Genomic DNA, 20,335 nt, shown 5'->3' on the forward strand with positions numbered 1-20,335 from the left:
AGGGAATGGATAAATCCATTTCCTCTAGTTTTTCATAAATCCACGGTAGTTTCGTTTCACCAACTGGCTTTCTAGTTGTTTCATTGTCTCCAAGGCTACCCCGACAACAATTAACAAAGATGTTCCGCCAATTTGTGCACTTTGAGGCAATCCAGCGAATTGAATGAAAAAGATAGGAAGAATGGAAATCACGGCTAAGAATAAAGCACCCACAAACGTAAGTCGATACAAAATGCTCGTAATTCTATCTTGAGTCATTTTCCCTGGACGAACCCCCGGGATATAGCCACCCTGTTTTTTAAGGTTATCAGCCATTTGTTCAGGATTAACCTGGACAAAAGCATAAAAGTACGTAAAGGCAATAATTAACGCAACATATATAGTCATACCCACCGGATGTGTATTGTCAAAGTTGGCTTGAATCCACTTTGTCACATCGTTTGTTCCAAAGAATGATGCGATCGTACGCGGCGTTATTAAAAACGCAACCGCAAAGATTACTGGAATAACCCCGGCAGGATTCACTTTCAATGGAAGGTGTGTAGACTGACCTCCGCCAGCAGGTGAACGACCTGTGCCTTTAGCATATTGAATCGCAATTTTCCGTACGGCTTGCTGAATGAAAATAACTCCAACAATAACTGCTAAAATCGCAATCACAAGAAGAGCGACTTTCACAATATGAATAAACAGCTGATCGTCGCTGCCGACAAATTGAGTCTCATATATTTGTCCAACCGTTTTCGGAATACTAGATACAATCCCCGCGAAGATAATGATCGATATTCCGTTGCCTACTCCATGAGTTGTGATTTGTTCCCCAAGCCACATTAAAAAGGCAGTTCCGCCAGTGAGTACTAAAGCGATGATCAGATATGTGGATACGCCGGATTTTTCAATTAGCAATCCGTTAGCTAAGTTGTTAAATCCGTATGACATACCCAGCGCTTGGATAAATCCAAGGACAATCGTAAAGTATCTTGTGAACTGAGCCAATTTACGGCGGCCGACTTCACCTTGCTTAGACCACTCTGTAAACTTCGGCACAACATCCATCTGAAGCAGCTGGATGATGATTGAAGCTGTGATATAAGGAGTAATCCCCATTGCGAAAATAGAGAATTGGTAAAGCGCACCGCCGCCAAATGTATTAAGAAGATCAAATACACCCATTTGAGACTGTGCCTGTAACACATCAGCGTTAACATACGGCACAGGAATAAACGCACCTATGCGAAAGACGATAAGCATGAGTAAAGTGAATATGATTTTATTCCGGATATCACTCACACGCATAAAGTTGGAGATTGTTTTAAACAAGTTAGATCACCTCAGCTGTACCGCCAGCAGCTTCAACAGCTTCTTTCGCAGAAGCAGAGAATTTATTGGCTTTTACAGTTAATTTTTTCTCTAATTTACCGTTGCCAAGAATCTTTACTCCTGCATTAAGTTTGCTTATAACACCAGTCTCAAGAAGAAGTTCAGGAGTGACTTCCGTTCCTTCTGCAAAACCGTTCAATTTGTCTAGGTTGACTACAGCGTATTCCTTACGGTTAATGTTAGTAAAGCCGCGTTTAGGAAGACGTTGGAATAAAGGCATTTGTCCCCCCTCGAACCCTGGGCGTACACCGCCGCCAGAACGAGCGTTTTGACCTTTGTGACCTTTACCAGCTGTTTTACCGTTGCCAGAACCAATACCACGACCTACGCGATTACGCGTTTTGCGTGAACCTTCTGAAGGTTTTAATTCATGAAGTTTCATTAGGACACCTCCTTATCCGATCAATTATTTTTATTGTTCTTTAACAGAAACTAAATGAGATACTTTATTAATCATACCACGAATCGCAGCGTTGTCTTCATGAACAACAGTTTGGTTTGTTTTCTTTAAACCAAGTGTTCTCACAGTAACGCGTTGATCTTCCGGGCGACCGATTACACTTCGTTTGAGGGTAATTTCTAATTTAGCCATTAATATTCCCTCCTTATCCTAACAGTTCTTCTACAGATTTTCCACGAAGCTTCGCAACCTCTTCAGCGCGCTTAAGTTCACTTAAGCCTTGAAGTGTTGCACGAATCATGTTGATCGGTGTGTTAGAACCTAAAGACTTAGAAAGGATGTCAGCTACGCCAGCAAGCTCAAGTACCGCACGTACAGGGCCTCCAGCGATAACTCCAGTACCTTCAGAAGCAGGTTTTAACAAGATGTTACCTGCACCGAAACGTCCGATGATTTCATGTGGAATTGTAGTTCCAACCATTGGTACTTCAATTAAATTCTTTTTCGCATCTTCAACAGCTTTGCGGATTGCTTCTGGTACTTCTTGCGCTTTACCAGTACCGAATCCTACGTGTCCGTTTTTGTCACCGACAACGACTAGAGCTGCGAAGCGGAAACGACGACCACCTTTAACAACTTTCGCTACGCGGTTAACCGTAACTAAGCGTTCTTCTAACTCTAATTTGTTTGGGTCAATACGACGCATAATCATGTGTCCCTCCTTCTTTTATTAAAATTTAAGTCCAGCTTCACGAGCGGCATCAGCCAAAGCTTTTACACGTCCATGGTATAAGTATCCGCCACGGTCAAATACTACGTCAGAAATGCCTTTTTCAGCAGCGCGTTTTGCAACTAATTCTCCAACTTTAGCAGCAGCTGAAGTATCTCCAGTGCTTTCAACGTTCAAGTCTTTATCGAGAGTAGATGCACTAGCAAGTGTTACACCATTTACATCATCGATGATTTGAGCGTAAATGTGCTTGTTTGAACGGAAAACGTTCAGACGCGGTCTTTCAGCAGTACCAGAAAGTTTAGCGCGAACACGAGCGTGTCTTTTAAGACGAGCAGCATTTTTGCTAGTTTTCGTAATCATCTAGGTCACTCCTTTCTTCACTTTAAGCGATCTTACTTAGCAGATTTACCTTCTTTACGGCGAACAACTTCACCTTCGTAGCGGATTCCTTTACCTTTGTAAGGCTCTGGAGAACGGACAGCGCGAATGTTAGCAGCAATAGCTCCTACGCGTTCTTTGTCTGTACCTTTAACGACTACTTTCGTTTGAGAAGGAACTTCGATATCGATGCCTTCTTCAGGGACGATCTCAACAGGGTGAGAGTATCCAACGTTTAAAACAAGTTTATTTCCGGATTTAGACGCACGGTAACCGACACCGACTAATTCCAAACCTCTTTCAAATCCTTTAGATACGCCCTCCACCATGTTGCCAAGCAGACTGCGAGTCGTACCATGCAGGGCACGGTGCTCTTTTTGATCAGAAGGACGAGCGACTGTAAGCACATTGTCCTCTATTTTAATCTCCATATCAGGGTGAAACGTACGAGTTAATTCTCCTTTTGGTCCTTTCACAGCTACAGTATTGTTATCGTTTAACGTTACTGTAACATCAGAAGGAATCTCAAGTAGCTTCTTACCTACACGAGACATACCAAACACCTCCATTCATGTTAAACTTTTTTACCAAACGTATGCTAATACTTCTCCACCAGCTTGTTTTGCACGGGCTTCTTTGTCCGTTAAAACGCCATGTGATGTAGAAAGAATTGCGATTCCAAGACCGTTAAGTACACGAGGTACTTCATTAGATTTAGCATAAACACGCAAACCAGGTTTGCTGATTCTTTTAAGACCAGTGATTACGCGCTCGTTGTTTTGTCCGTATTTCAAGAAAACGCGGATGATACCTTGTTTGCTGTCTTCTACGAACTCAACGTCACGAATGAAACCTTCACGCTTTAAAATTTCAGCAATTTCTCTTTTCAATTTAGAAGCAGGAATTTCAAGCTTCTCATGACGTACCATGTTTGCATTACGAATACGAGTCAGCATATCTGCAATTGGATCTGTCATAACCATTATATAATTACCTCCTTCCCTTTCTTGGGGATTACCAGCTGGCTTTTTTCACGCCAGGAATTTGTCCTTTATATGCAAGCTCACGGAAACAAATACGGCAAAGTTTAAATTTACGAATGACTGAATGCGGACGTCCGCAGCGTTCACAGCGAGTGTACTCTTGTACTTTAAACTTTGGTGTACGTTGTTGTTTCGCAATCATTGACTTCTTAGCCACGATTTCGCCTCCCTTTCATTGATTATTTCTGGAACGGCATACCTACTTGAGTTAATAGCTCACGAGCCTCTTCATCAGAATTAGCAGTCGTTACAATAACGATGTCCATTCCGCGAACCTTTGTTACTTTATCGTAGTCAATTTCAGGGAAGATTAACTGTTCTTTGATACCAAGTGTGTAGTTACCGCGACCGTCGAAAGATTTTTTAGAAACCCCACGGAAGTCACGCACACGCGGTAAAGATACAGAAATAAGTTTATCAAGGAAATCATACATGCGCTCTCCGCGAAGAGTTACTTTCGCACCGATAGGCATTCCTTCACGAAGACGGAATCCAGCAATTGATTTCTTCGCACGAGTAACGACAGGTTTTTGACCTGCGATAAACGTTAATTCTTCAACAGCACTGTCGATTGCTTTTGCGTTTTGAACAGCATCACCAACACCCATGTTGATTACGATTTTTTCAATTTTAGGCACTTGCATAACTGAGTCATAGCTGAACTTAGTCATTAAAGCAGGTGCAATTTCTTTATTGTACTTTTCTTTAAGGCGGTTCATGAGATAGACCTCCCTTCCTTTAATACTATTTATCTAGAACTTGCCCAGATTTTTTTGCCACACGAACTTTTTTGCCATCTTCCACTTTGTATCCTACGCGAGTCACTTCACCTGTTTTAGGATCGAGCGGCATAACGTTTGATACATGAATTGGCGCCTCTTGATTAGAAATACCGCCTTGAGGGTTAGCTTGAGTTGGTTTAGAGTGTTTCTTTACCATGTTAACACCTTCAACTAAAACGCGGTCCTTTTTAGGGAAAGCAGCAAGGATTGTTCCTTGTTTACCTTTATCTTTACCAGAGATAACCATAACTTTATCGCCTTTTTTTACATGCATCCTGATCGCACCTCCTTGAGTAAGGCATTTATTTCATTAGATAACTTCTGGAGCTAGAGAAACAATTTTCATAAAGTTGTTTTCACGCAATTCACGAGCAACTGGTCCGAAGATACGAGTTCCACGCGGGCTCTTGTCGTCACGGATGATAACACATGCATTCTCATCGAAGCTGATGTATGAACCGTCACTTCTGCGCGCTCCACTTTTAGTGCGAACGATAACAGCTTTTACGACTTCACCTTTTTTGACAACGCCTCCTGGTGTTGCTTGTTTAACCGTGCAAACAATTACATCACCAATATTAGCTGTTTTACGACCAGAACCACCAAGAACTTTAATAGTAAGTACTTCACGTGCGCCAGAGTTGTCAGCTACTTTTAAACGAGTCTCTTGTTGAATCATTATTTGTTACCTCCCTTCGGAAAGAAGAATTCCGAACTTTATTAGATAATAACAGCTTCTTCGACAACTTCAACTAGACGGAAACGCTTAGTTGCAGACAATGGACGAGTTTCCATGATCTTTACGATGTCACCGATTTTCGCTTGATTATTTTCATCATGTGCTTTGAATTTCTTTGAGTATTTTACGCGTTTACCGTAAAGTGAATGTTTCTTGTATGTTTCAACAACAACAGTGATGGTTTTATCCATTTTGTCAGAAACAACACGGCCTTGGTAAACTTTGCGTTGGTTACGTTCGCTCATGCTCACGACCTCCCCTCAGTGATTATTTATTAGCAGCAATTTCTCTTTCACGAATCACAGTTTTCATGCGCGCGATAGCTTTGCGCACTTCACGAATGCGAGCAGTATTTTCAAGTTGTCCTGTCGCTAATTGAAAGCGAAGATTGAAAAGTTCTTCTTTAAGAGACTTTACTTTTTGTTCAATTTCAGCAGTGGTAAGGTCACGAATTTCATTAGCTTTCATTTGATTCACCACCAATTTCTTCACGTTTTACGAACTTCGTTTTAATTGGCAATTTGTGAGATGCAAGACGAAGCGCTTCACGAGCAACCTCTTCAGACACACCAGAAATTTCAAATAAAACTTTGCCCGGTTTTACAACAGCTACCCAACCTTCTGGAGCCCCTTTACCGGATCCCATACGTACCTCTAGTGGTTTAGCAGTGTAAGGTTTAGAAGGGAAAATTTTGATCCAAACTTTACCGCCACGTTTCATGTAACGAGTCATCGCAATACGGGCAGCTTCGATTTGACGGTTAGTGATCCAAGAAGCTTCTAGAGCTTGGATACCGAACTCACCGAAATGTACTTCAGTACCGCCTTTCGCACGGCCACGCATTTTTCCGCGATGCTCTCTGCGATATTTAACGCGTTTAGGTAATAACATATTATTTTCCTCCTTCCTCAGTTTTCTTCTTAGTAGGAAGAACCTCTCCACGATAGATCCAGACTTTCACACCAAGCTTACCATAAGTAGTGTCAGCTTCAGATGTTGCATAGTCAATGTCCGCACGTAATGTGTGCAATGGAACAGTTCCTTCACTGTAGTATTCAGAACGAGCGATATCTGCACCGCCAAGACGACCAGAAACCATTGTTTTCACACCTTGTGCTCCAGCACGCATTGTGCGTTGGATTTGTTGCTTCTGCGCACGGCGGAAAGAAACACGGTTTTCTAATTGACGAGCGATGTTGTCAGCAACTAGTTGTGCATCAAGATCTGCTCTTTTGATTTCAAGAATGTTGATGTGTACACGCTTGCCAGTTAGGCTGTTAAGGGCTTTACGAAGTGCTTCAACTTCAGAACCGCCTTTACCGATAACCATACCAGGCTTAGCTGTGTGGATCGTAATGTTAACACGATTTGCTGCGCGTTCGATTTCAACTTTAGAAACAGAAGCGTCAGAAAGTCGTTTGCTAATGTATTCACGAATTCTTAAATCTTCGTGCAGGAAGTCAGCGTAATCTTTACCAGCGTACCACTTAGATTCCCAATCACGAATGACTCCGATACGAAGACCGACTGGATTTACCTTTTGACCCACTACTTATCCCTCCTTCTTTTCTGATACAACGATTGTAATGTGGCTCGTACGTTTGTTGATCTGGCTCGCACGTCCCATAGCACGTGGGCGGAATCTTTTTAACGTAGGGCCTTCGTCAACGAATGCTTGAGTAATAACCAGGCTATTAGCGTCCATTTCGTAGTTATGCTCAGCATTTGCAATAGCGGATTTTAATACTTTCTCGATAATTGGAGAAGCAGCTCTCGGTGTTAGGTTCAAGATTGACACTGCTTCACCTACTTGCTTGCCTCGAATCAGGTCCATTACTAGACGTGCTTTACGAGGAGCAATACGGACTGTTCTTGCAACAGCTTTAGCTTGCATTTAAAAGCCTCCTCTCTTAGCGTCTTGTTTTTTTGTCATCACTAGCATGACCTTTGTACGTACGAGTTGGAGCGAATTCACCCAACTTGTGCCCTACCATATCTTCAGAGATGAATACAGGCACGTGTTTACGTCCGTCATAGACTGCGATTGTGTGACCAATAAACTGTGGGAAAATAGTAGAACGACGAGACCAAGTTTTAACGACTTGTTTCTTGTCAGTTTCATTTAATTTCTCGATTTTTGTCATCAAGTGTCCATCGACAAATGGTCCTTTTTTCAAGCTGCGAGCCATTTTGGAACCTCCCTTCGTGATTGCACTACGGTCCGATATGAACCGTAGACAACCCCGTTATTTATTTTTACGACGACGTACGATAAATTTATCAGATTTGTTCTTTTTCTTACGTGTCTTGAATCCAAGAGTTGGTTTGCCCCATGGAGACATTGGTGATTTACGTCCGATTGGCGCACGTCCTTCACCACCACCGTGTGGGTGATCGTTAGGGTTCATTACAGAACCACGAACTGTTGGACGGATGCCTTTCCAGCGAGAACGTCCAGCTTTACCAATGTTGATAAGTTCATGCTGTTCGTTACCTACTTGACCGATAGAAGCACGGCAAGCAGAAAGAATCATGCGAACTTCTCCAGAGTTAAGACGTACAAGAACGTATTTGCCTTCTTTACCAAGAACCTGAGCAGATGTACCAGCTGAACGTACAAGCTGTCCGCCTTTACCAGGTTTTAATTCAATGTTATGCACAACTGTACCAACAGGGATGTTGATAAGTGGTAGTGCATTACCTACTTTGATGTCAGCTTCTGGACCTGACATGATTTCAGTACCCACTTGAATTCCTTTAGGAGCAAGAATGTAACGTTTTTCTCCGTCTGCATAGTTGACTAGAGCGATGTTAGCTGAACGGTTTGGATCGTATTCAACTGTAGCAACGCGTCCAGGTATACCATCTTTATCGCGTTTAAAATCGATAACACGGTATTGGCGTTTATGTCCGCCACCTTGGTGACGTACAGTCAATTTACCTTGGTTGTTACGTCCGCCTTTTTTGTGAAGGGGAGCAAGCAAGGATTTTTCCGGCTTGTCAGTCGTGATTTCAGCAAAATCTGAAGTTGTCATGCCACGACGTCCATTAGAGGTCGGTTTATACTTTTTAATCGCCATTTTGAATTTCCCTCCTTCTTTTTACAGATAATTAAGCTTCAAAAATTTCGATTTCTTTGCTGTCTGCAGTAAGTTTCACGATCGCTTTTCTGCGACGGCTAGTCATACCAGTGTAGCGTCCGACACGTTTTGATTTACCTTTGTAGTTCATGATGTTGACTTTGTCAACTTTCACACCAAAGATGCTTTCAACCGCGTCTTTCACTTCTGTTTTGTTAGCTCTTACATCAACTTCAAAAGTATATTTCTTTTCAGCCATTAAATCAGCCGAACGTTCAGTAATGACGGGGCGCTTTAGAACATCACGAGGATCTTTCATTATGCAAGCACCTCCTCTACTTTTTCAACCGCTGCTTTTGTAATCAGAAGCTTCTCGTGGTTGACAACGTCTAAAACGTTGATTCCGTTCGCTTCAACTACAGTAACTCCAGGAATGTTGCGAGCAGATAAAGCCACTGCTTCGTTAGCATCCGCAGTTACGATTAAAGCTTTTTTCTCAACAGATAGCCCTTTAAGGATAGCTGCCATTTCTTTTGTTTTAGCCGTATCAAGAGTAAGATCTTCAAGAACGATGATATTGTTGTCGTTCACTTTAGAAGACAATACTGATTTGATTGCCAAGCGGCGAACTTTTTTAGGTAATTTATAAGAATAGCTGCGTGGTGTTGGGCCGAATACGACACCACCTCCGCGCCATTGCGGTGAACGGATAGAACCTTGACGGGCACGTCCAGTACCTTTTTGACGCCATGGTTTACGACCTCCGCCGCGTACTTCAGAACGATTTTTTACTTTATGAGATCCTTGACGTAAGGAAGCTCTTTGCATAAGAATAGCGTCGAATACAACACTTTCATTTGGCTCAATTCCAAATACAGAAGCGTTTAATTCGATGTCACCAGCAGTAGAACCGTTTTGGTTGTATAATGCTACTTTTGGCATGATCAATTTCCTCCTTTCCTAAGAGAGTTATTTAGATTTAACAGCACTTTTAACAGTGATTAAAGATTTTTTCGGACCAGGTACGTTACCTTTGATCAAAAGAAGATTGCGTTCTGCATCAACTTTTACGACTTCAAGGTTTTGAACAGTGATTTGCTCTCCGCCCATACGTCCAGGTAATAATTTACCTTTGAATACACGGTTAGGATCTACAGGTCCCATTGAACCAGGACGACGGTGGTAGCGTGAACCGTGAGACATAGGTCCGCGAGATTGTCCGTGGCGCTTGATTGCACCTTGGAAACCTTTACCTTTAGATACTCCTGTTACATCTACAATTTCTCCAGCAGAGAAAATTTCAACCTTGACTTCCTGACCAACTTCATACGCATCCATTTCCACTCCGCGTAATTCTTTTACGAAGCGCTTAGGAGCAGTTTCCGCTTTTGCAACGTGTCCTTTTTCAGGTTTGTTAGAAAGCTTTTCACGCTTGTCGTCAAAACCAAGCTGGATTGCTTCGTAGCCATCGTTTTCAGCTGATTTCTTTTGAAGAACAACGTTCGGAGCAGCCTCAATAACAGTTACCGGAATAAGATCACCATTTTCAGCGAATACTTGCGTCATACCAATTTTTCTTCCTAAGATTCCTTTGGTCATTCGTCACACCTCCTATTAAGATCATTCTATATTTTAGAATTAAAGTTTAATTTCGATATCGACACCAGATGGTAAGTCTAATCGCATGAGTGCATCAACAGTTTGTGGTGTTGGGTTCACAATGTCGATTAAACGTTTATGTGTACGCATTTCAAATTGCTCACGAGAATCTTTGTATTTGTGCACCGCACGAAGGATTGTGTAAACTGATTTTTCAGTTGGCAACGGAATCGGACCAGATACGCTGGCACCAGAACGTTTTGCCGTTTCAACAATCTTCTCTGCAGATTGATCAAGGATTCTATGATCATATGCTTTCAAACGAATACGAATTTTTTGTTTTGCCATTATTTTCCCTCCTTTTCGCCTACTTCACGTTAGACAGTTCTCCGTGAGAAAAACCTGAACACCTTGCCATGGCAAAGCGGCCGGGTGTGTCAGCAACCTCTCACTTCATCGCAGTCAAAGACCAACATACACCATTATACAGAAAATAGACGTATGTTGCAAGACTTATTTAGAATATGCATGATTTGCACACTTTTAGTATTATACATGTGTTTTTCTTATTTATCAAGAAGCGAGTGAATAAGGGAATTTTCTTCTATTATAAGTGGTACACTGCGTGTTTACTCAGAGTTTTGGCAAATAATGAAGGCTCCTCGATATGCGGCGTATGGGCGGAGTTTTTAAAATAATGCCAGTGCTTTTCAGGAGCATCAACAAATTGATAATACTGTTTCGATATTTCAGCAGGAACAATCAAATCATGACTGCCTGAAATGAAGAAACACGGTACTTTAATAGAAGAAACTGATTTAAAAGCATCAAAACGGTGTAAATCATCAGACAAATTCTTTGCGCTGAAACGATGCCCTCTGATGAAACGAGAGATGTTTTTTATTCCATACTCATTGCCAGCTAGCAACTGACACAATACTGTAAGAATGTGTCGGCGATGATGAGTGAATCCTCCCCTGCTCAATTCAATGCAGACTCGAAAGATGAAATGATAAATCTTCTTGTTCCAAGGTGGCGGGCCAAGTAAACCTAAGGTTAATGATAGAAAGCGATTTGTCTTGCATACAGAATGATAGGCCATTTTTTCTTCCAGCTGAGTATTAGTGACCTGACTGATTCCATAGTAAGCGTGAAAAAGATCCGGCCTCTCTTGAAGTACATGAAGAGCCAGCAGCGAACCCCAGGAGTGTCCTGCAAGATACACTTTTGTTTTTGAAAAATGATCTAAGAGCCATTCAGTAACATGAATCGTGTCTTTAATGATTTGACTGATTGTCATTGAACTTTGCGGAATCTGTTTAGTATAGGAAAGACCTGAACCCCTTTGATCCCAATTTACAACTGTAAAGTGCTGTTCCAGTTCCCTTTGAAAGTTCCTGATAAATCCGATTTGGGATGCTCCGGGTCCACCATGTAAAAAAAGCAGCAATGGGTTCGATATATCATTTCCATTGATCATGAGCATTTGCTTCGTATTATCGATTCTCAGTTCTTTCATGAAAGAAATTGATGTGATTTCACTCATAACCCATAGCTCCTCAAATAGGATAAACCTTATTATAAAACAAAAAAGCACAAAAAAAAACGAGACCCAAAGGGCCTCGTTTTCAATATACTATTACTCAGTGATTGTAGAAACAACGCCTGAACCAACAGTACGTCCGCCTTCACGAATAGAGAAACGAGTTCCTTCTTCGATAGCGATTGTAGAGATAAGCTCAACGTTCATTTCAGTGTTATCTCCAGGCATAACCATTTCTACGCCTTCTGGAAGATGGATGATACCAGTTACGTCAGTTGTACGGAAGTAGAACTGAGGACGGTAGTTAGAGAAGAATGGAGTATGACGTCCACCCTCTTCTTTAGAAAGAACGTAAACTTCAGCTTTGAATTTGCTGTGTGGAGTGATTGTACCTGGTTTAGCAAGTACTTGACCACGTTGGATATCTTCACGAGCTACACCGCGAAGAAGGGCTCCAATGTTGTCTCCAGCTTCAGCGTAATCAAGAAGCTTACGGAACATTTCAACACCAGTAACAGTTGTTTTGCTGTTTTCTTCTTGAAGACCGATGATTTCAACTTCGTCACCGACTTTAACTTGTCCGCGTTCTACACGTCCAGTAGCAACTGTTCCACGACCAGTGATTGAGAATACGTCCTCAACTGGCATCATGAATGGTTTTTCAGTGTCACGTTCTGGAGTTGGGATGTACTCATCAACTGCATCCATAAGTTCGAAGATTTTAGCTTCGTACTCAGCATCTCCTTCAAGAGCTTTAAGAGCAGAACCTTTAATAACTGGTACATCATCACCAGGGAAGTCGTATTCGCTAAGAAGATCGCGAACTTCCATTTCAACTAGTTCAAGAAGCTCTTCGTCGTCTACCATGTCGCATTTGTTTAAGAATACAACGATGTATGGTACACCAACGTTTTTAGAAAGAAGGATGTGCTCACGAGTTTGTGGCATTGGGCCATCAGCAGCAGATACTACTAGGATAGCTCCGTCCATTTGCGCAGCACCAGTGATCATGTTTTTAACATAGTCAGCGTGTCCTGGGCAGTCAACGTGTGCATAGTGACGAGTTTCAGTTTCATACTCAACGTGTGCAGTAGAGATTGTGATACCGCGCTCACGTTCTTCTGGTGCACCATCAATTTGATCGTACGCCATAGCTGTACCTTTACCAGATTTCTTATGAAGTACTGTTGTGATAGCAGCAGTTAAAGTTGTTTTACCATGGTCAACGTGTCCAATTGTACCGATATTGGCATGTGATTTGGAACGGTCGAATTTTTCTTTAGCCATTCTAAAATCCTCCTTAAGAGCTTTTAATTAGTAATGTATAGAGTGATAGGAAGTGAAAGAAAGCTTTCACTTCCTCATCTTACAATAGTAGTTATACTTGAGTTAAGAGGCAAAATCAATTATTCGCCTTTATTTTTTTTGATAATTTCTTCAGCAATGCTCTTCGGCACTTCTTCGTAGTGATCCATGTGCATAGTGAACGTACCGCGACCTTGCGTGTTAGAACGAAGGGCAGTAGCGTAACCGAACATTTCAGCAAGAGGAACCATCGCACGAACAACTTGCGCGTTACCGCGAGCTTCCATACCTTCTACGCGTCCGCGACGAGAAGTAACATCACCCATGATGTCTCCCATGTATTCTTCAGGAATAACCACTTCTACTTTCATGATTGGTTCAAGAAGAACTGGGTTACATTTGCTGACTGCATTTTTCAATGCCATAGAAGCAGCAACTTTAAACGCCATTTCGTTTGAGTCAACATCATGGTAAGATCCATCAAAAAGTTTTGCTTTAATGTCGATAAGCGGGAATCCAGCTAATACACCATTTTCAAGTGAATCTTCTAGACCTGCTTGAACAGCTGGGATGTATTCACGAGGAACAACCCCACCGACAATCGCATTTTCGAATTCAAAGCCAGCGCCTTCTTCGTTTGGTTCGAATTCAATCCAAACGTGACCGAACTGACCGCGTCCACCAGACTGACGTACGAATTTACCTTCAACTTTTGCACCGGAACGGAATGTTTCACGGTACGCAACTTGAGGAGCACCAACGTTAGCTTCTACTTTGAATTCACGCTTCATACGATCAACAATGATATCAAGGTGAAGCTCACCCATACCAGAGATGATTGTCTGACCAGTTTCCGGGTTTGTTTGAGTACGGAAAGTTGGATCCTCTTCAGCAAGTTTTGCTAAAGCGATACCCATTTTATCTTGGTCAGCTTTTGATTTAGGCTCAATTGCAACGTCGATAACTGGTTCTGGGAATTCCATTGATTCAAGGATAACTAGATCCTTTTCGTCACATAGAGTATCTCCAGTAGAAGTATCTTTTAGACCTACAGCAGCTGCGATATCTCCTGCATATACAGTAGAGATTTCTTCACGGCTGTTGGCGTGCATTTGAAGGATACGTCCAACACGCTCACGTTTGCCTTTAGTTGAGTTTTTCACGTATGAACCAGAATCAAGTGTTCCAGAGTACACACGGAAGAACGTCAGCTTACCAACGTAAGGGTCAGTCATAACTTTAAATGCTAGTGCAGAGAATGGCTCTTCATCAGAAGAATGACGCTCAATCTCTTCATTTGTATCAGGACGGATACCTTTAATTGCAGCAACGTCTGTTGGTGCAGGAAGGTAGTCAAGAACAGCATCAAGTACTAATTGAACACCTTTGTTTTTGAAGGCAGAACCAACAAGAACTGGGTAGAATTCAACATTTAATGTACCTTTACGGATACCTGCTTTTAACTCGTCAATAGTGATTTCTTCACCCTCAAGGTATTTGTCCATAAGCTCTTCATCAAGCTCACATACAGCTTCAATGAGGCTGTTGCGAAGCTCTTCAGCTTGCTCTTTGTACTCTTCAGGGATTTCTTTCGCGTCAGAACGAGTTCCAAGGTCATCTTCGTAGAAATACGCAACGTTTTCTACTAGATCAATGATACCTTCGAAGTTGTCTTCAGCACCGATCGGCAATTGAATTGCATGAGCGTTAGCTTGAAGACGATCTCTTAAAGTTCCTACAGAGTAAAGGAAGTCTGCACCGATTTTGTCCATTTTGTTAACGAAAACGATACGCGGTACTCCGTAAGTTGTTGCTTGACGCCAAACAGTTTCTGTTTGAGGCTCAACGCCAGACTGTGCGTCAAGTACAGCAACAGCACCATCAAGTACACGAAGAGAACGTTCAACTTCAACTGTGAAGTCTACGTGTCCTGGAGTATCGATGATGTTTACGCGGTATCCTTTCCACTGTGCAGTTGTCGCAGCGGAAGTGATTGTGATACCACGCTCTTGTTCCTGCTCCATCCAGTCCATTTGTGAAGCTCCTTCATGAGTTTCACCAATTTTGTGGATACGACCAGTATAGAACAAGATACGTTCTGTAGTAGTCGTTTTACCGGCATCAATGTGAGCCATGATCCCGATATTACGAGTTTTGTCTAAGGAGAACTCTCTTGCCATTGGGTAATTTCTCCTTCCTTATTGGGAAATTGTGTTTTTTAGTATATAAATCCTACCAACGATAGTGAGCAAATGCTTTGTTTGCTTCAGCCATCTTATGAGTATCTTCACGTTTCTTAACAGCAGCACCAGTGTTGTTAGCTGCGTCAAGGATTTCGTTAGCTAAACGCTCTTCCATCGTTTTTTCTCCGCGAAGACGAGCGTAGTTAACTAACCAGCGAAGTCCAAGAGTAGTACGACGTTCAGGACGAACTTCTACAGGAACTTGGTAGTTCGCACCACCTACACGGCGTGCTTTTACTTCAAGTACAGGCATGATGTTTTTCAATGCTTGTTCGAAAACCTCCATTGCATCATTGCCAGTACGTTCTTTAATGATATCGAATGACTTGTATAGGATTGTTTGAGACTTACCTTTTTTACCGTCGATCATCATTTTGTTGATTAGACGAGATACAAGCTTAGAGTTGTAAATCGGATCAGGTAAAACGTCTCTTTTTGCTACAGGACCTTTACGTGGCATCTGAATATCCTCCCTTCTCAAATTATACGTTTATTCGTTTATTATTTTGCTTTAGGACGTTTCGTACCGTATTTAGAACGGCCTTGCGCACGGTTTTCAACTCCAGCAGTGTCAAGCGCACCACGAACGATGTGGTAACGTACCCCTGGTAAGTCTTTTACACGTCCGCCGCGGATAAGTACAACACTGTGCTCTTGCAGGTTGTGACCGATACCAGGAATGTAGGCAGTAACCTCAATTCCGTTAGTTAAACGAACACGAGCATATTTACGAAGTGCTGAGTTCGGTTTTTTCGGTGTCATTGTACCAACACGAGTACATACCCCGCGTTTTTGTGGAGAAGATACATTAGTGTGCTCTTTTTTAAAGCTGTTGTATCCTTTGTTAAGTGCAGGAGACTTTGAGTTTTCTACTTTACTCACGCGTCCTTTGCGAATTAGCTGATTAATTGTAGGCATGTTTTGTTCCTCCCTTCATTACGTTTTATAACCCACATACCCAGGTGGTTCATCAATAGGCAAAAAACAATGTCTTTACACGAGAATAAATCTCACGCAAAAACAAAAAGTACGTTATAACATAATGGCAACAGCTGCTGCTCCTACTTCAATTCCGCAGGCTTTGCCGAGCTTTTTCATGGATTCAACCATTGAGACAGCAATCCCTTGATCTTTCGCTAGTGTGATTACACTTGACGTAAGAATAGGATCTGCGTCTATTGCAACGACTACTTCCTTTACTGAACCTCGTTTTAGAGCTTTCACTGTTTGCTTCGTACCAATAATAATTGATTTGGCCTGTGATACTTTATCATAAGACATAAACATATCCTCCAAAGTAACAGGTTTATTTCGAGCACCTTGGTTATATTATCATTCTAGGAGACGAATGTCAACAAGGTATGACATTTTTTAGTTTCTATCTTCTCATAGAGTGATCTTTTTATTTAAATATGACTGCTGAAAGACTGTTTTGCAGTCTCTCAGCAGCATACTATCAGTTATTCAACCGGAACCATGTCCTCAGTCGATTGAACATTTGAAACAGGTTTTGCTTTTCGGTATTTCATCATTCCAGTACCAGCCGGAACAAGCTTACCGATAATAACATTCTCTTTCAGGCCGAGAAGTTCATCACGCTTACCTTTGATCGCTGCGTCTGTAAGGACACGTGTTGTCTCCTGGAAGGAAGCAGCAGATAAGAATGAATCAGTTTCAAGAGAAGCTTTGGTGATACCGAGTAAGACAGGACGGCCTGTAGCAGGACGTTTGCCTTCCAGCAATACCTTTTTGTTCGCTTCAGTAAATTGGTGAATATCAAGTAATGAGCCAGGAAGCACATCAGTATCACCGGCATCAATCACACGTACTTTACGAAGCATTTGGCGAACCATTACTTCTACGTGTTTATCGCCGATTTCAACACCCTGCATACGGTAAACCTTTTGAACCTCATGAAGAAGATACTCTTGAACAGTAGTCAGGTCAGTCACTTTAAGAAGTTCTTTCGGATCGATTGAACCTTCTGTCAGCACTTGGCCGCGAGTAATTTTATCTCCTTCCGCTACTTTTAAGCGGGAGTTATATGGTGCCGTATAAGAGCGTGTTTCAACTGCGCCTTGAACCACAATTTCCTGCTGTTTGTCGCGAACTTCATTGATTTCAACGACTGTACCGTCGATTTCGGTAATTGTTGCCTGACCTTTTGGATTACGCGCTTCGAAAAGCTCTTGGATACGCGGAAGACCTTGTGTGATATCGTCTCCTGCAACCCCGCCTGTATGGAATGTACGCATTGTTAACTGTGTACCAGGCTCACCGATTGATTGGGCAGCGATGATGCCGACTGCTTCACCGACTTCAACATCGGTACCAGTCGCAAGGTTTCGGCCATAGCATCGTTTACATACACCATGAGGCGTATTACATGTGAAGGCAGAACGGATCCACACTTCTTCAATGCCGGCTTCTACGATTTCAATCGCTTTATCCTCATCAATCAGTTCGTTTTCGTTTACAAGCACTTCACCTGTTTCAGGATGTTTCACTTGTTTTCTTGCAAAACGGCCGATTAAGCGTTCTTCTAAGCGCTCAATGATTTCAGTGCCTTCTCTAAGCGGTTGAGCAAGGATGCCTCGGTCAGTTCCACAATCAGTTTCACGGATGATAACATCCTGTGCAACGTCAACAAGACGGCGTGTAAGGTAACCTGAGTCAGCAGTTTTAAGGGCGGTATCGGCAAGACCTTTACGCGCACCGTGAGTGGAGATAAAGTACTCCAATACTGTCAGACCTTCACGGAAACTAGATTTGATTGGTAACTCAATGATACGTCCAGCCGGGTTGGCCATCAGGCCGCGCATTCCGGCAAGCTGAGTAAAGTTAGACGCGTTACCACGGGCACCAGAGTCACTCATCATGTAGATCGGGTTGAGCTCATCAAGTGAGTTCATCAGTTTGCCTTGGATAACGTCTTTTGCAGAACTCCAGATAGAGATGACTCTCTCATAGCGTTCTTCTTCAGTAATCAGACCGCGGCGGAACTGCTTCATAACGTTATCAACTTTGCCTTGTGCTTCTTCAAGAATTTCTTGTTTATCATCGAGAACGACGATGTCAGAAACCCCAACTGTAATACCAGCTTTTGTTGAATATCTGAAACCTAGGTTTTTCATGCGGTCAAGCATTTTAGACGTTTCCGTAATGTGGAATCGTTTAAAGATTTCCGCGATAATTTTACCCAGAATACCTTTTTTAAACGGTGCATTGATTGGCTGCTGTGCGATGGCAGCTTTTACATCGGCACCTTTTTCTAAGAAGAAACGGTCAGGTGTTTTCTCTTCAATGTTGCTCTTCGTTGGTTCATTCATGTAAGGGAATGATTCTGGAAGAATTTCATTGAAGACCAGTTTACCGACAGTTGTAATTAACAATTTTGAGCGTTGCTCTTCAGTAAATGTCACGTTCTTAAGGGAGTTTGCTGCAACAGCCACTCTCGTATGAAGATGAACATATCCGTTTTGATAAGCAAGAAGCGCTTCATCCGTATTCTTGAAGACCATACCTTCACCGACAGCACCGGCACGCTCTAGAGTCAGGTAATAGTTACCCAGTACCATATCCTGAGACGGTGTTACAACCGGTTTACCATCTTTAGGGTTCAAGATGTTTTGAGCGGCAAGCATCAAGATGCGTGCTTCAGCTTGAGCTTCTGCAGATAATGGTACGTGAACCGCCATTTGGTCACCGTCAAAGTCAGCGTTATAAGCTGTACATACGAGCGGGTGAAGACGGATTGCGCGTCCTTCAACAAGTGTTGGTTCAAACGCTTGGATACCTAATCTGTGAAGCGTAGGGGCACGGTTCAGAAGTACCGGATGCTCCTTGATAACTGATTCTAGTACATCCCATACTTCAGGCTGTACGCGCTCAATTTTACGTTTCGCACTCTTAATGTTGTGAGCCAGACCCTTTTCAACAAGCTCTTTCATAACGAAAGGTTTGAAAAGTTCGAGCGCCATTTCCTTCGGTAATCCGCATTGGTACATTTTCAAATGCGGACCAACGACGATTACAGAACGTCCGGAGTAATCGACACGTTTACCAAGAAGGTTTTGACGGAAACGTCCTTGCTTCCCTTTCAGCATATGAGAAAGAGATTTTAATGGTCTGTTACCAGGACCTGTTACAGGGCGTCCGCGACGGCCGTTGTCAATTAAAGCATCGACAGCCTCTTGAAGCATACGCTTTTCGTTTTGAACGATAATGCTAGGCGCACCAAGGTCTAAAAGGCGTTTCAAACGATTGTTACGGTTGATGACACGACGATAAAGGTCGTTCAAATCAGAAGTCGCAAAACGTCCGCCATCAAGCTGAACCATCGGTCTGAGCTCAGGAGGAATAACAGGAAGCACATCAAGGATCATCCAAGAAGGCTTGTTTCCTGAGTTACGGAAGGCTTCTAACACTTCAAGGCGTTTGATCGCACGAGTACGACGCTGTCCTTGAGATGTTTTCAGCTCTTCTTTTAACATATCAACTTCTTTTACAAGATCGATATCTTGAAGAAGTTTATGAATCGCTTCAGCACCCATAGATGCTTGGAACTTATTGCCGTACTTATCAAGATACGCACGGTATTCCTTTTCAGATAGAAGCTGTTTCTTTTCAAGCGGTGTATTTGCCGGATCAGTTACAACATAAGAAGCAAAGTAAATAACTTCTTCCAATGCACGAGGCGACATATCCAACACAAGACCCATACGGCTTGGAATACCTTTGAAATACCAAATGTGGGAAACTGGGGCAGCCAGTTCAATGTGCCCCATTCTCTCACGACGGACTTTAGCCCGTGTTACTTCAACTCCGCAGCGGTCACAAACTACGCCTTTATAACGAACTCGCTTGTACTTCCCGCAATGACATTCCCAGTCCTTAGTCGGTCCGAAAATGCGTTCGCAGAATAGACCGTCCTTTTCAGGTTTTAACGTACGATAGTTTATCGTTTCAGGCTTTTTCACTTCACCAAAAGACCATGAACGGATTTTATCCGGTGAAGCAAGACCGATGTTCATATACTCAAAATTGTTCACATCTAGCAAGGGGCCTACCTCCCTTTTTATCTTCGGATTAACCGATGTCACTTGCCTT

29 protein-coding genes are annotated in these 20,335 nt (G+C 42.5%); all 29 read right to left on the reverse strand.

All coding sequences use genetic code 11. The features are described from left to right. Positions 1-24: 24 nt before the first annotated feature. The 29 genes from secY to rpoC all read right to left on the reverse strand — a co-directional run bounded on the left by secY (position 25) and on the right by rpoC (position 20,286). Positions 25-1,320 (reverse strand): preprotein translocase subunit SecY, encoded by a 1,296-nt coding sequence (secY, locus tag V6D42_RS19465; protein ID WP_333514327.1) that lies wholly within the window; start codon positions 1,318-1,320, stop codon positions 25-27. Position 1,321: 1 nt separating this feature from the next. Then, entirely contained in the window at positions 1,322-1,762 is a 441-nt protein-coding gene (rplO, locus tag V6D42_RS19470; RefSeq protein WP_003225819.1) for a 50S ribosomal protein L15, read from the reverse strand. A gap of 30 nt (positions 1,763-1,792) precedes the next feature. Then, a complete protein-coding gene (gene rpmD, locus V6D42_RS19475) occupies positions 1,793-1,972 on the reverse strand; it encodes a 50S ribosomal protein L30 (protein WP_003156497.1) in 180 nt (59 codons plus the stop codon). A gap of 13 nt (positions 1,973-1,985) precedes the next feature. Beyond that, a complete protein-coding gene (gene rpsE, locus V6D42_RS19480) occupies positions 1,986-2,486 on the reverse strand; it encodes a 30S ribosomal protein S5 (RefSeq protein ID WP_333514333.1) in 501 nt (166 codons plus the stop codon). A gap of 24 nt (positions 2,487-2,510) precedes the next feature. Beyond that, positions 2,511-2,873 (reverse strand): 50S ribosomal protein L18, encoded by a 363-nt coding sequence (gene rplR, locus V6D42_RS19485; protein WP_010332778.1) that lies wholly within the window; start codon positions 2,871-2,873, stop codon positions 2,511-2,513. A 32-nt stretch (positions 2,874-2,905) separates the two neighbouring features. Continuing rightward, the gene (gene rplF / locus V6D42_RS19490; protein WP_010332777.1) at positions 2,906-3,445 is read right to left on the reverse strand and encodes a 50S ribosomal protein L6; all 540 of its coding nucleotides are present in this window, start codon (positions 3,443-3,445) and stop codon (positions 2,906-2,908) included. A 30-nt stretch (positions 3,446-3,475) separates the two neighbouring features. Beyond that, entirely contained in the window at positions 3,476-3,874 is a 399-nt protein-coding gene (rpsH, locus tag V6D42_RS19495) for a 30S ribosomal protein S8 (protein ID WP_010332776.1), read from the reverse strand. Positions 3,875-3,905: 31 nt separating this feature from the next. After that, positions 3,906-4,091, reverse strand: a complete 186-nt coding sequence (gene rpsN, locus V6D42_RS19500) for a 30S ribosomal protein S14 (protein ID WP_003156488.1) — start codon at positions 4,089-4,091, stop codon at positions 3,906-3,908. A gap of 22 nt (positions 4,092-4,113) precedes the next feature. Continuing rightward, entirely contained in the window at positions 4,114-4,653 is a 540-nt protein-coding gene (gene rplE, locus V6D42_RS19505; protein WP_010332775.1) for a 50S ribosomal protein L5, read from the reverse strand. Between the two features lie 25 nt (positions 4,654-4,678). Continuing rightward, positions 4,679-4,990, reverse strand: a complete 312-nt coding sequence (gene rplX, locus V6D42_RS19510) for a 50S ribosomal protein L24 (RefSeq protein WP_003156486.1) — start codon at positions 4,988-4,990, stop codon at positions 4,679-4,681. Positions 4,991-5,026: 36 nt separating this feature from the next. Continuing rightward, complete coding sequence (rplN, locus tag V6D42_RS19515) at positions 5,027-5,395, reverse strand: 50S ribosomal protein L14 (RefSeq protein WP_003225805.1); 369 nt, start codon at positions 5,393-5,395, stop codon at positions 5,027-5,029. Positions 5,396-5,436: 41 nt separating this feature from the next. Beyond that, on the reverse strand, positions 5,437-5,700 hold the full coding sequence (rpsQ, locus tag V6D42_RS19520; protein ID WP_003178345.1) for a 30S ribosomal protein S17: 264 nt from the start codon (positions 5,698-5,700) through the stop codon (positions 5,437-5,439). Positions 5,701-5,722: 22 nt separating this feature from the next. Beyond that, positions 5,723-5,923, reverse strand: coding sequence for a 50S ribosomal protein L29 (rpmC, locus tag V6D42_RS19525; RefSeq protein ID WP_003156482.1), 201 nt, complete (start codon positions 5,921-5,923; stop codon positions 5,723-5,725). After that, positions 5,913-6,347 (reverse strand): 50S ribosomal protein L16, encoded by a 435-nt coding sequence (gene rplP, locus V6D42_RS19530; protein WP_003225801.1) that lies wholly within the window; start codon positions 6,345-6,347, stop codon positions 5,913-5,915. The genes rpmC and rplP overlap by 11 nt, the downstream gene beginning before the upstream one ends. A 1-nt stretch (position 6,348) precedes the next feature. After that, complete coding sequence (gene rpsC / locus V6D42_RS19535; protein ID WP_010332773.1) at positions 6,349-7,005, reverse strand: 30S ribosomal protein S3; 657 nt, start codon at positions 7,003-7,005, stop codon at positions 6,349-6,351. Positions 7,006-7,008: 3 nt separating this feature from the next. Then, the gene (gene rplV / locus V6D42_RS19540; RefSeq protein ID WP_010332772.1) at positions 7,009-7,350 is read right to left on the reverse strand and encodes a 50S ribosomal protein L22; all 342 of its coding nucleotides are present in this window, start codon (positions 7,348-7,350) and stop codon (positions 7,009-7,011) included. A 16-nt stretch (positions 7,351-7,366) separates the two neighbouring features. After that, complete coding sequence (gene rpsS / locus V6D42_RS19545; RefSeq protein WP_003156472.1) at positions 7,367-7,645, reverse strand: 30S ribosomal protein S19; 279 nt, start codon at positions 7,643-7,645, stop codon at positions 7,367-7,369. A 57-nt stretch (positions 7,646-7,702) separates the two neighbouring features. Beyond that, the gene (rplB, locus tag V6D42_RS19550; protein WP_010332771.1) at positions 7,703-8,536 is read right to left on the reverse strand and encodes a 50S ribosomal protein L2; all 834 of its coding nucleotides are present in this window, start codon (positions 8,534-8,536) and stop codon (positions 7,703-7,705) included. A gap of 31 nt (positions 8,537-8,567) precedes the next feature. Beyond that, positions 8,568-8,855 carry a 50S ribosomal protein L23 gene (gene rplW, locus V6D42_RS19555; RefSeq protein WP_003225793.1) on the reverse strand — a complete coding sequence of 96 codons (288 nt, stop codon included), beginning with the start codon at positions 8,853-8,855 and terminating at the stop codon, positions 8,568-8,570. Next, positions 8,855-9,478, reverse strand: coding sequence for a 50S ribosomal protein L4 (rplD, locus tag V6D42_RS19560; RefSeq protein ID WP_003242004.1), 624 nt, complete (start codon positions 9,476-9,478; stop codon positions 8,855-8,857). Before rplD ends, rplW begins: the two co-directional genes overlap by 1 nt. Before the next feature lie 27 nt (positions 9,479-9,505). Further along, positions 9,506-10,135: a 50S ribosomal protein L3 gene (gene rplC, locus V6D42_RS19565; RefSeq protein WP_168746777.1), complete on the reverse strand. Its 630-nt coding sequence runs from the start codon at positions 10,133-10,135 to the stop codon at positions 9,506-9,508. A 39-nt stretch (positions 10,136-10,174) separates the two neighbouring features. Continuing rightward, a complete protein-coding gene (rpsJ, locus tag V6D42_RS19570; RefSeq protein WP_003156464.1) occupies positions 10,175-10,483 on the reverse strand; it encodes a 30S ribosomal protein S10 in 309 nt (102 codons plus the stop codon). Between the two features lie 259 nt (positions 10,484-10,742). Then, the gene (locus V6D42_RS19575; RefSeq protein ID WP_333514328.1) at positions 10,743-11,681 is read right to left on the reverse strand and encodes an alpha/beta fold hydrolase; all 939 of its coding nucleotides are present in this window, start codon (positions 11,679-11,681) and stop codon (positions 10,743-10,745) included. 93 nt (positions 11,682-11,774) lie between these two features. Beyond that, a complete protein-coding gene (tuf, locus tag V6D42_RS19580) occupies positions 11,775-12,965 on the reverse strand; it encodes an elongation factor Tu (RefSeq protein WP_010332768.1) in 1,191 nt (396 codons plus the stop codon). 119 nt (positions 12,966-13,084) lie between these two features. Further along, a complete protein-coding gene (gene fusA, locus V6D42_RS19585; protein ID WP_010332767.1) occupies positions 13,085-15,163 on the reverse strand; it encodes an elongation factor G in 2,079 nt (692 codons plus the stop codon). 52 nt (positions 15,164-15,215) lie between these two features. Then, positions 15,216-15,686, reverse strand: a complete 471-nt coding sequence (gene rpsG, locus V6D42_RS19590; RefSeq protein WP_003225784.1) for a 30S ribosomal protein S7 — start codon at positions 15,684-15,686, stop codon at positions 15,216-15,218. A gap of 41 nt (positions 15,687-15,727) precedes the next feature. Next, positions 15,728-16,144 carry a 30S ribosomal protein S12 gene (rpsL, locus tag V6D42_RS19595; RefSeq protein WP_003156445.1) on the reverse strand — a complete coding sequence of 139 codons (417 nt, stop codon included), beginning with the start codon at positions 16,142-16,144 and terminating at the stop codon, positions 15,728-15,730. A gap of 114 nt (positions 16,145-16,258) precedes the next feature. Continuing rightward, positions 16,259-16,507, reverse strand: a complete 249-nt coding sequence (locus V6D42_RS19600) for a 50S ribosomal protein L7ae-like protein (protein ID WP_010332766.1) — start codon at positions 16,505-16,507, stop codon at positions 16,259-16,261. A 179-nt stretch (positions 16,508-16,686) separates the two neighbouring features. Then, positions 16,687-20,286, reverse strand: a complete 3,600-nt coding sequence (gene rpoC, locus V6D42_RS19605) for a DNA-directed RNA polymerase subunit beta' (RefSeq protein WP_229150202.1) — start codon at positions 20,284-20,286, stop codon at positions 16,687-16,689. Positions 20,287-20,335: the final 49 nt, after the last annotated feature.

This window comes from Bacillus sp. 0909A, assembly GCF_036765115.1.
GTDB lineage: Bacteria > Bacillota > Bacilli > Bacillales > Bacillaceae > Bacillus > Bacillus mojavensis.

Excerpts from the sequence above, each read along its gene's own strand:
- rplF (WP_010332777.1), bottom strand. The coding sequence starts at position 3,445 with ATGTCTCGTGTAGGTAAGAAGCTACTTGAGATTCCTTCTGATGTTACA.
- rplO (WP_003225819.1), bottom strand. The coding sequence starts at position 1,762 with ATGAAACTTCATGAATTAAAACCTTCAGAAGGTTCACGCAAAACGCGT.
- rpsQ (WP_003178345.1), bottom strand. The coding sequence starts at position 5,700 with ATGAGCGAACGTAACCAACGCAAAGTTTACCAAGGCCGTGTTGTTTCT.
- tuf (WP_010332768.1), bottom strand. The coding sequence starts at position 12,965 with ATGGCTAAAGAAAAATTCGACCGTTCCAAATCACATGCCAATATCGGT.
- rplB (WP_010332771.1), bottom strand. The coding sequence starts at position 8,536 with ATGGCGATTAAAAAGTATAAACCGACCTCTAATGGACGTCGTGGCATG.
- rplP (WP_003225801.1), bottom strand. The coding sequence starts at position 6,347 with ATGTTATTACCTAAACGCGTTAAATATCGCAGAGAGCATCGCGGAAAA.
- rplR (WP_010332778.1), bottom strand. The coding sequence starts at position 2,873 with ATGATTACGAAAACTAGCAAAAATGCTGCTCGTCTTAAAAGACACGCT.
- V6D42_RS19600 (WP_010332766.1), bottom strand. The coding sequence starts at position 16,507 with ATGTCTTATGATAAAGTATCACAGGCCAAATCAATTATTATTGGTACG.
- rpsG (WP_003225784.1), bottom strand. The coding sequence starts at position 15,686 with ATGCCACGTAAAGGTCCTGTAGCAAAAAGAGACGTTTTACCTGATCCG.
- rpsJ (WP_003156464.1), bottom strand. The coding sequence starts at position 10,483 with ATGGCAAAACAAAAAATTCGTATTCGTTTGAAAGCATATGATCATAGA.
- fusA (WP_010332767.1), bottom strand. The coding sequence starts at position 15,163 with ATGGCAAGAGAGTTCTCCTTAGACAAAACTCGTAATATCGGGATCATG.
- rplV (WP_010332772.1), bottom strand. The coding sequence starts at position 7,350 with ATGCAAGCTAAAGCTGTTGCAAGAACAGTCCGTATTGCTCCTCGTAAA.
- rpmC (WP_003156482.1), bottom strand. The coding sequence starts at position 5,923 with ATGAAAGCTAATGAAATTCGTGACCTTACCACTGCTGAAATTGAACAA.
- rplX (WP_003156486.1), bottom strand. The coding sequence starts at position 4,990 with ATGCATGTAAAAAAAGGCGATAAAGTTATGGTTATCTCTGGTAAAGAT.
- rplN (WP_003225805.1), bottom strand. The coding sequence starts at position 5,395 with ATGATTCAACAAGAGACTCGTTTAAAAGTAGCTGACAACTCTGGCGCA.
- V6D42_RS19575 (WP_333514328.1), bottom strand. The coding sequence starts at position 11,681 with ATGAGTGAAATCACATCAATTTCTTTCATGAAAGAACTGAGAATCGAT.
- rplC (WP_168746777.1), bottom strand. The coding sequence starts at position 10,135 with ATGACCAAAGGAATCTTAGGAAGAAAAATTGGTATGACGCAAGTATTC.
- rpsE (WP_333514333.1), bottom strand. The coding sequence starts at position 2,486 with ATGCGTCGTATTGACCCAAACAAATTAGAGTTAGAAGAACGCTTAGTT.
- rpsL (WP_003156445.1), bottom strand. The coding sequence starts at position 16,144 with ATGCCTACAATTAATCAGCTAATTCGCAAAGGACGCGTGAGTAAAGTA.
- rplD (WP_003242004.1), bottom strand. The coding sequence starts at position 9,478 with ATGCCAAAAGTAGCATTATACAACCAAAACGGTTCTACTGCTGGTGAC.
- rpsS (WP_003156472.1), bottom strand. The coding sequence starts at position 7,645 with ATGGCTCGCAGCTTGAAAAAAGGACCATTTGTCGATGGACACTTGATG.
- rpmD (WP_003156497.1), bottom strand. The coding sequence starts at position 1,972 with ATGGCTAAATTAGAAATTACCCTCAAACGAAGTGTAATCGGTCGCCCG.
- rplW (WP_003225793.1), bottom strand. The coding sequence starts at position 8,855 with ATGAAAGATCCTCGTGATGTTCTAAAGCGCCCCGTCATTACTGAACGT.
- rplE (WP_010332775.1), bottom strand. The coding sequence starts at position 4,653 with ATGAACCGCCTTAAAGAAAAGTACAATAAAGAAATTGCACCTGCTTTA.
- rpsH (WP_010332776.1), bottom strand. The coding sequence starts at position 3,874 with ATGGTTATGACAGATCCAATTGCAGATATGCTGACTCGTATTCGTAAT.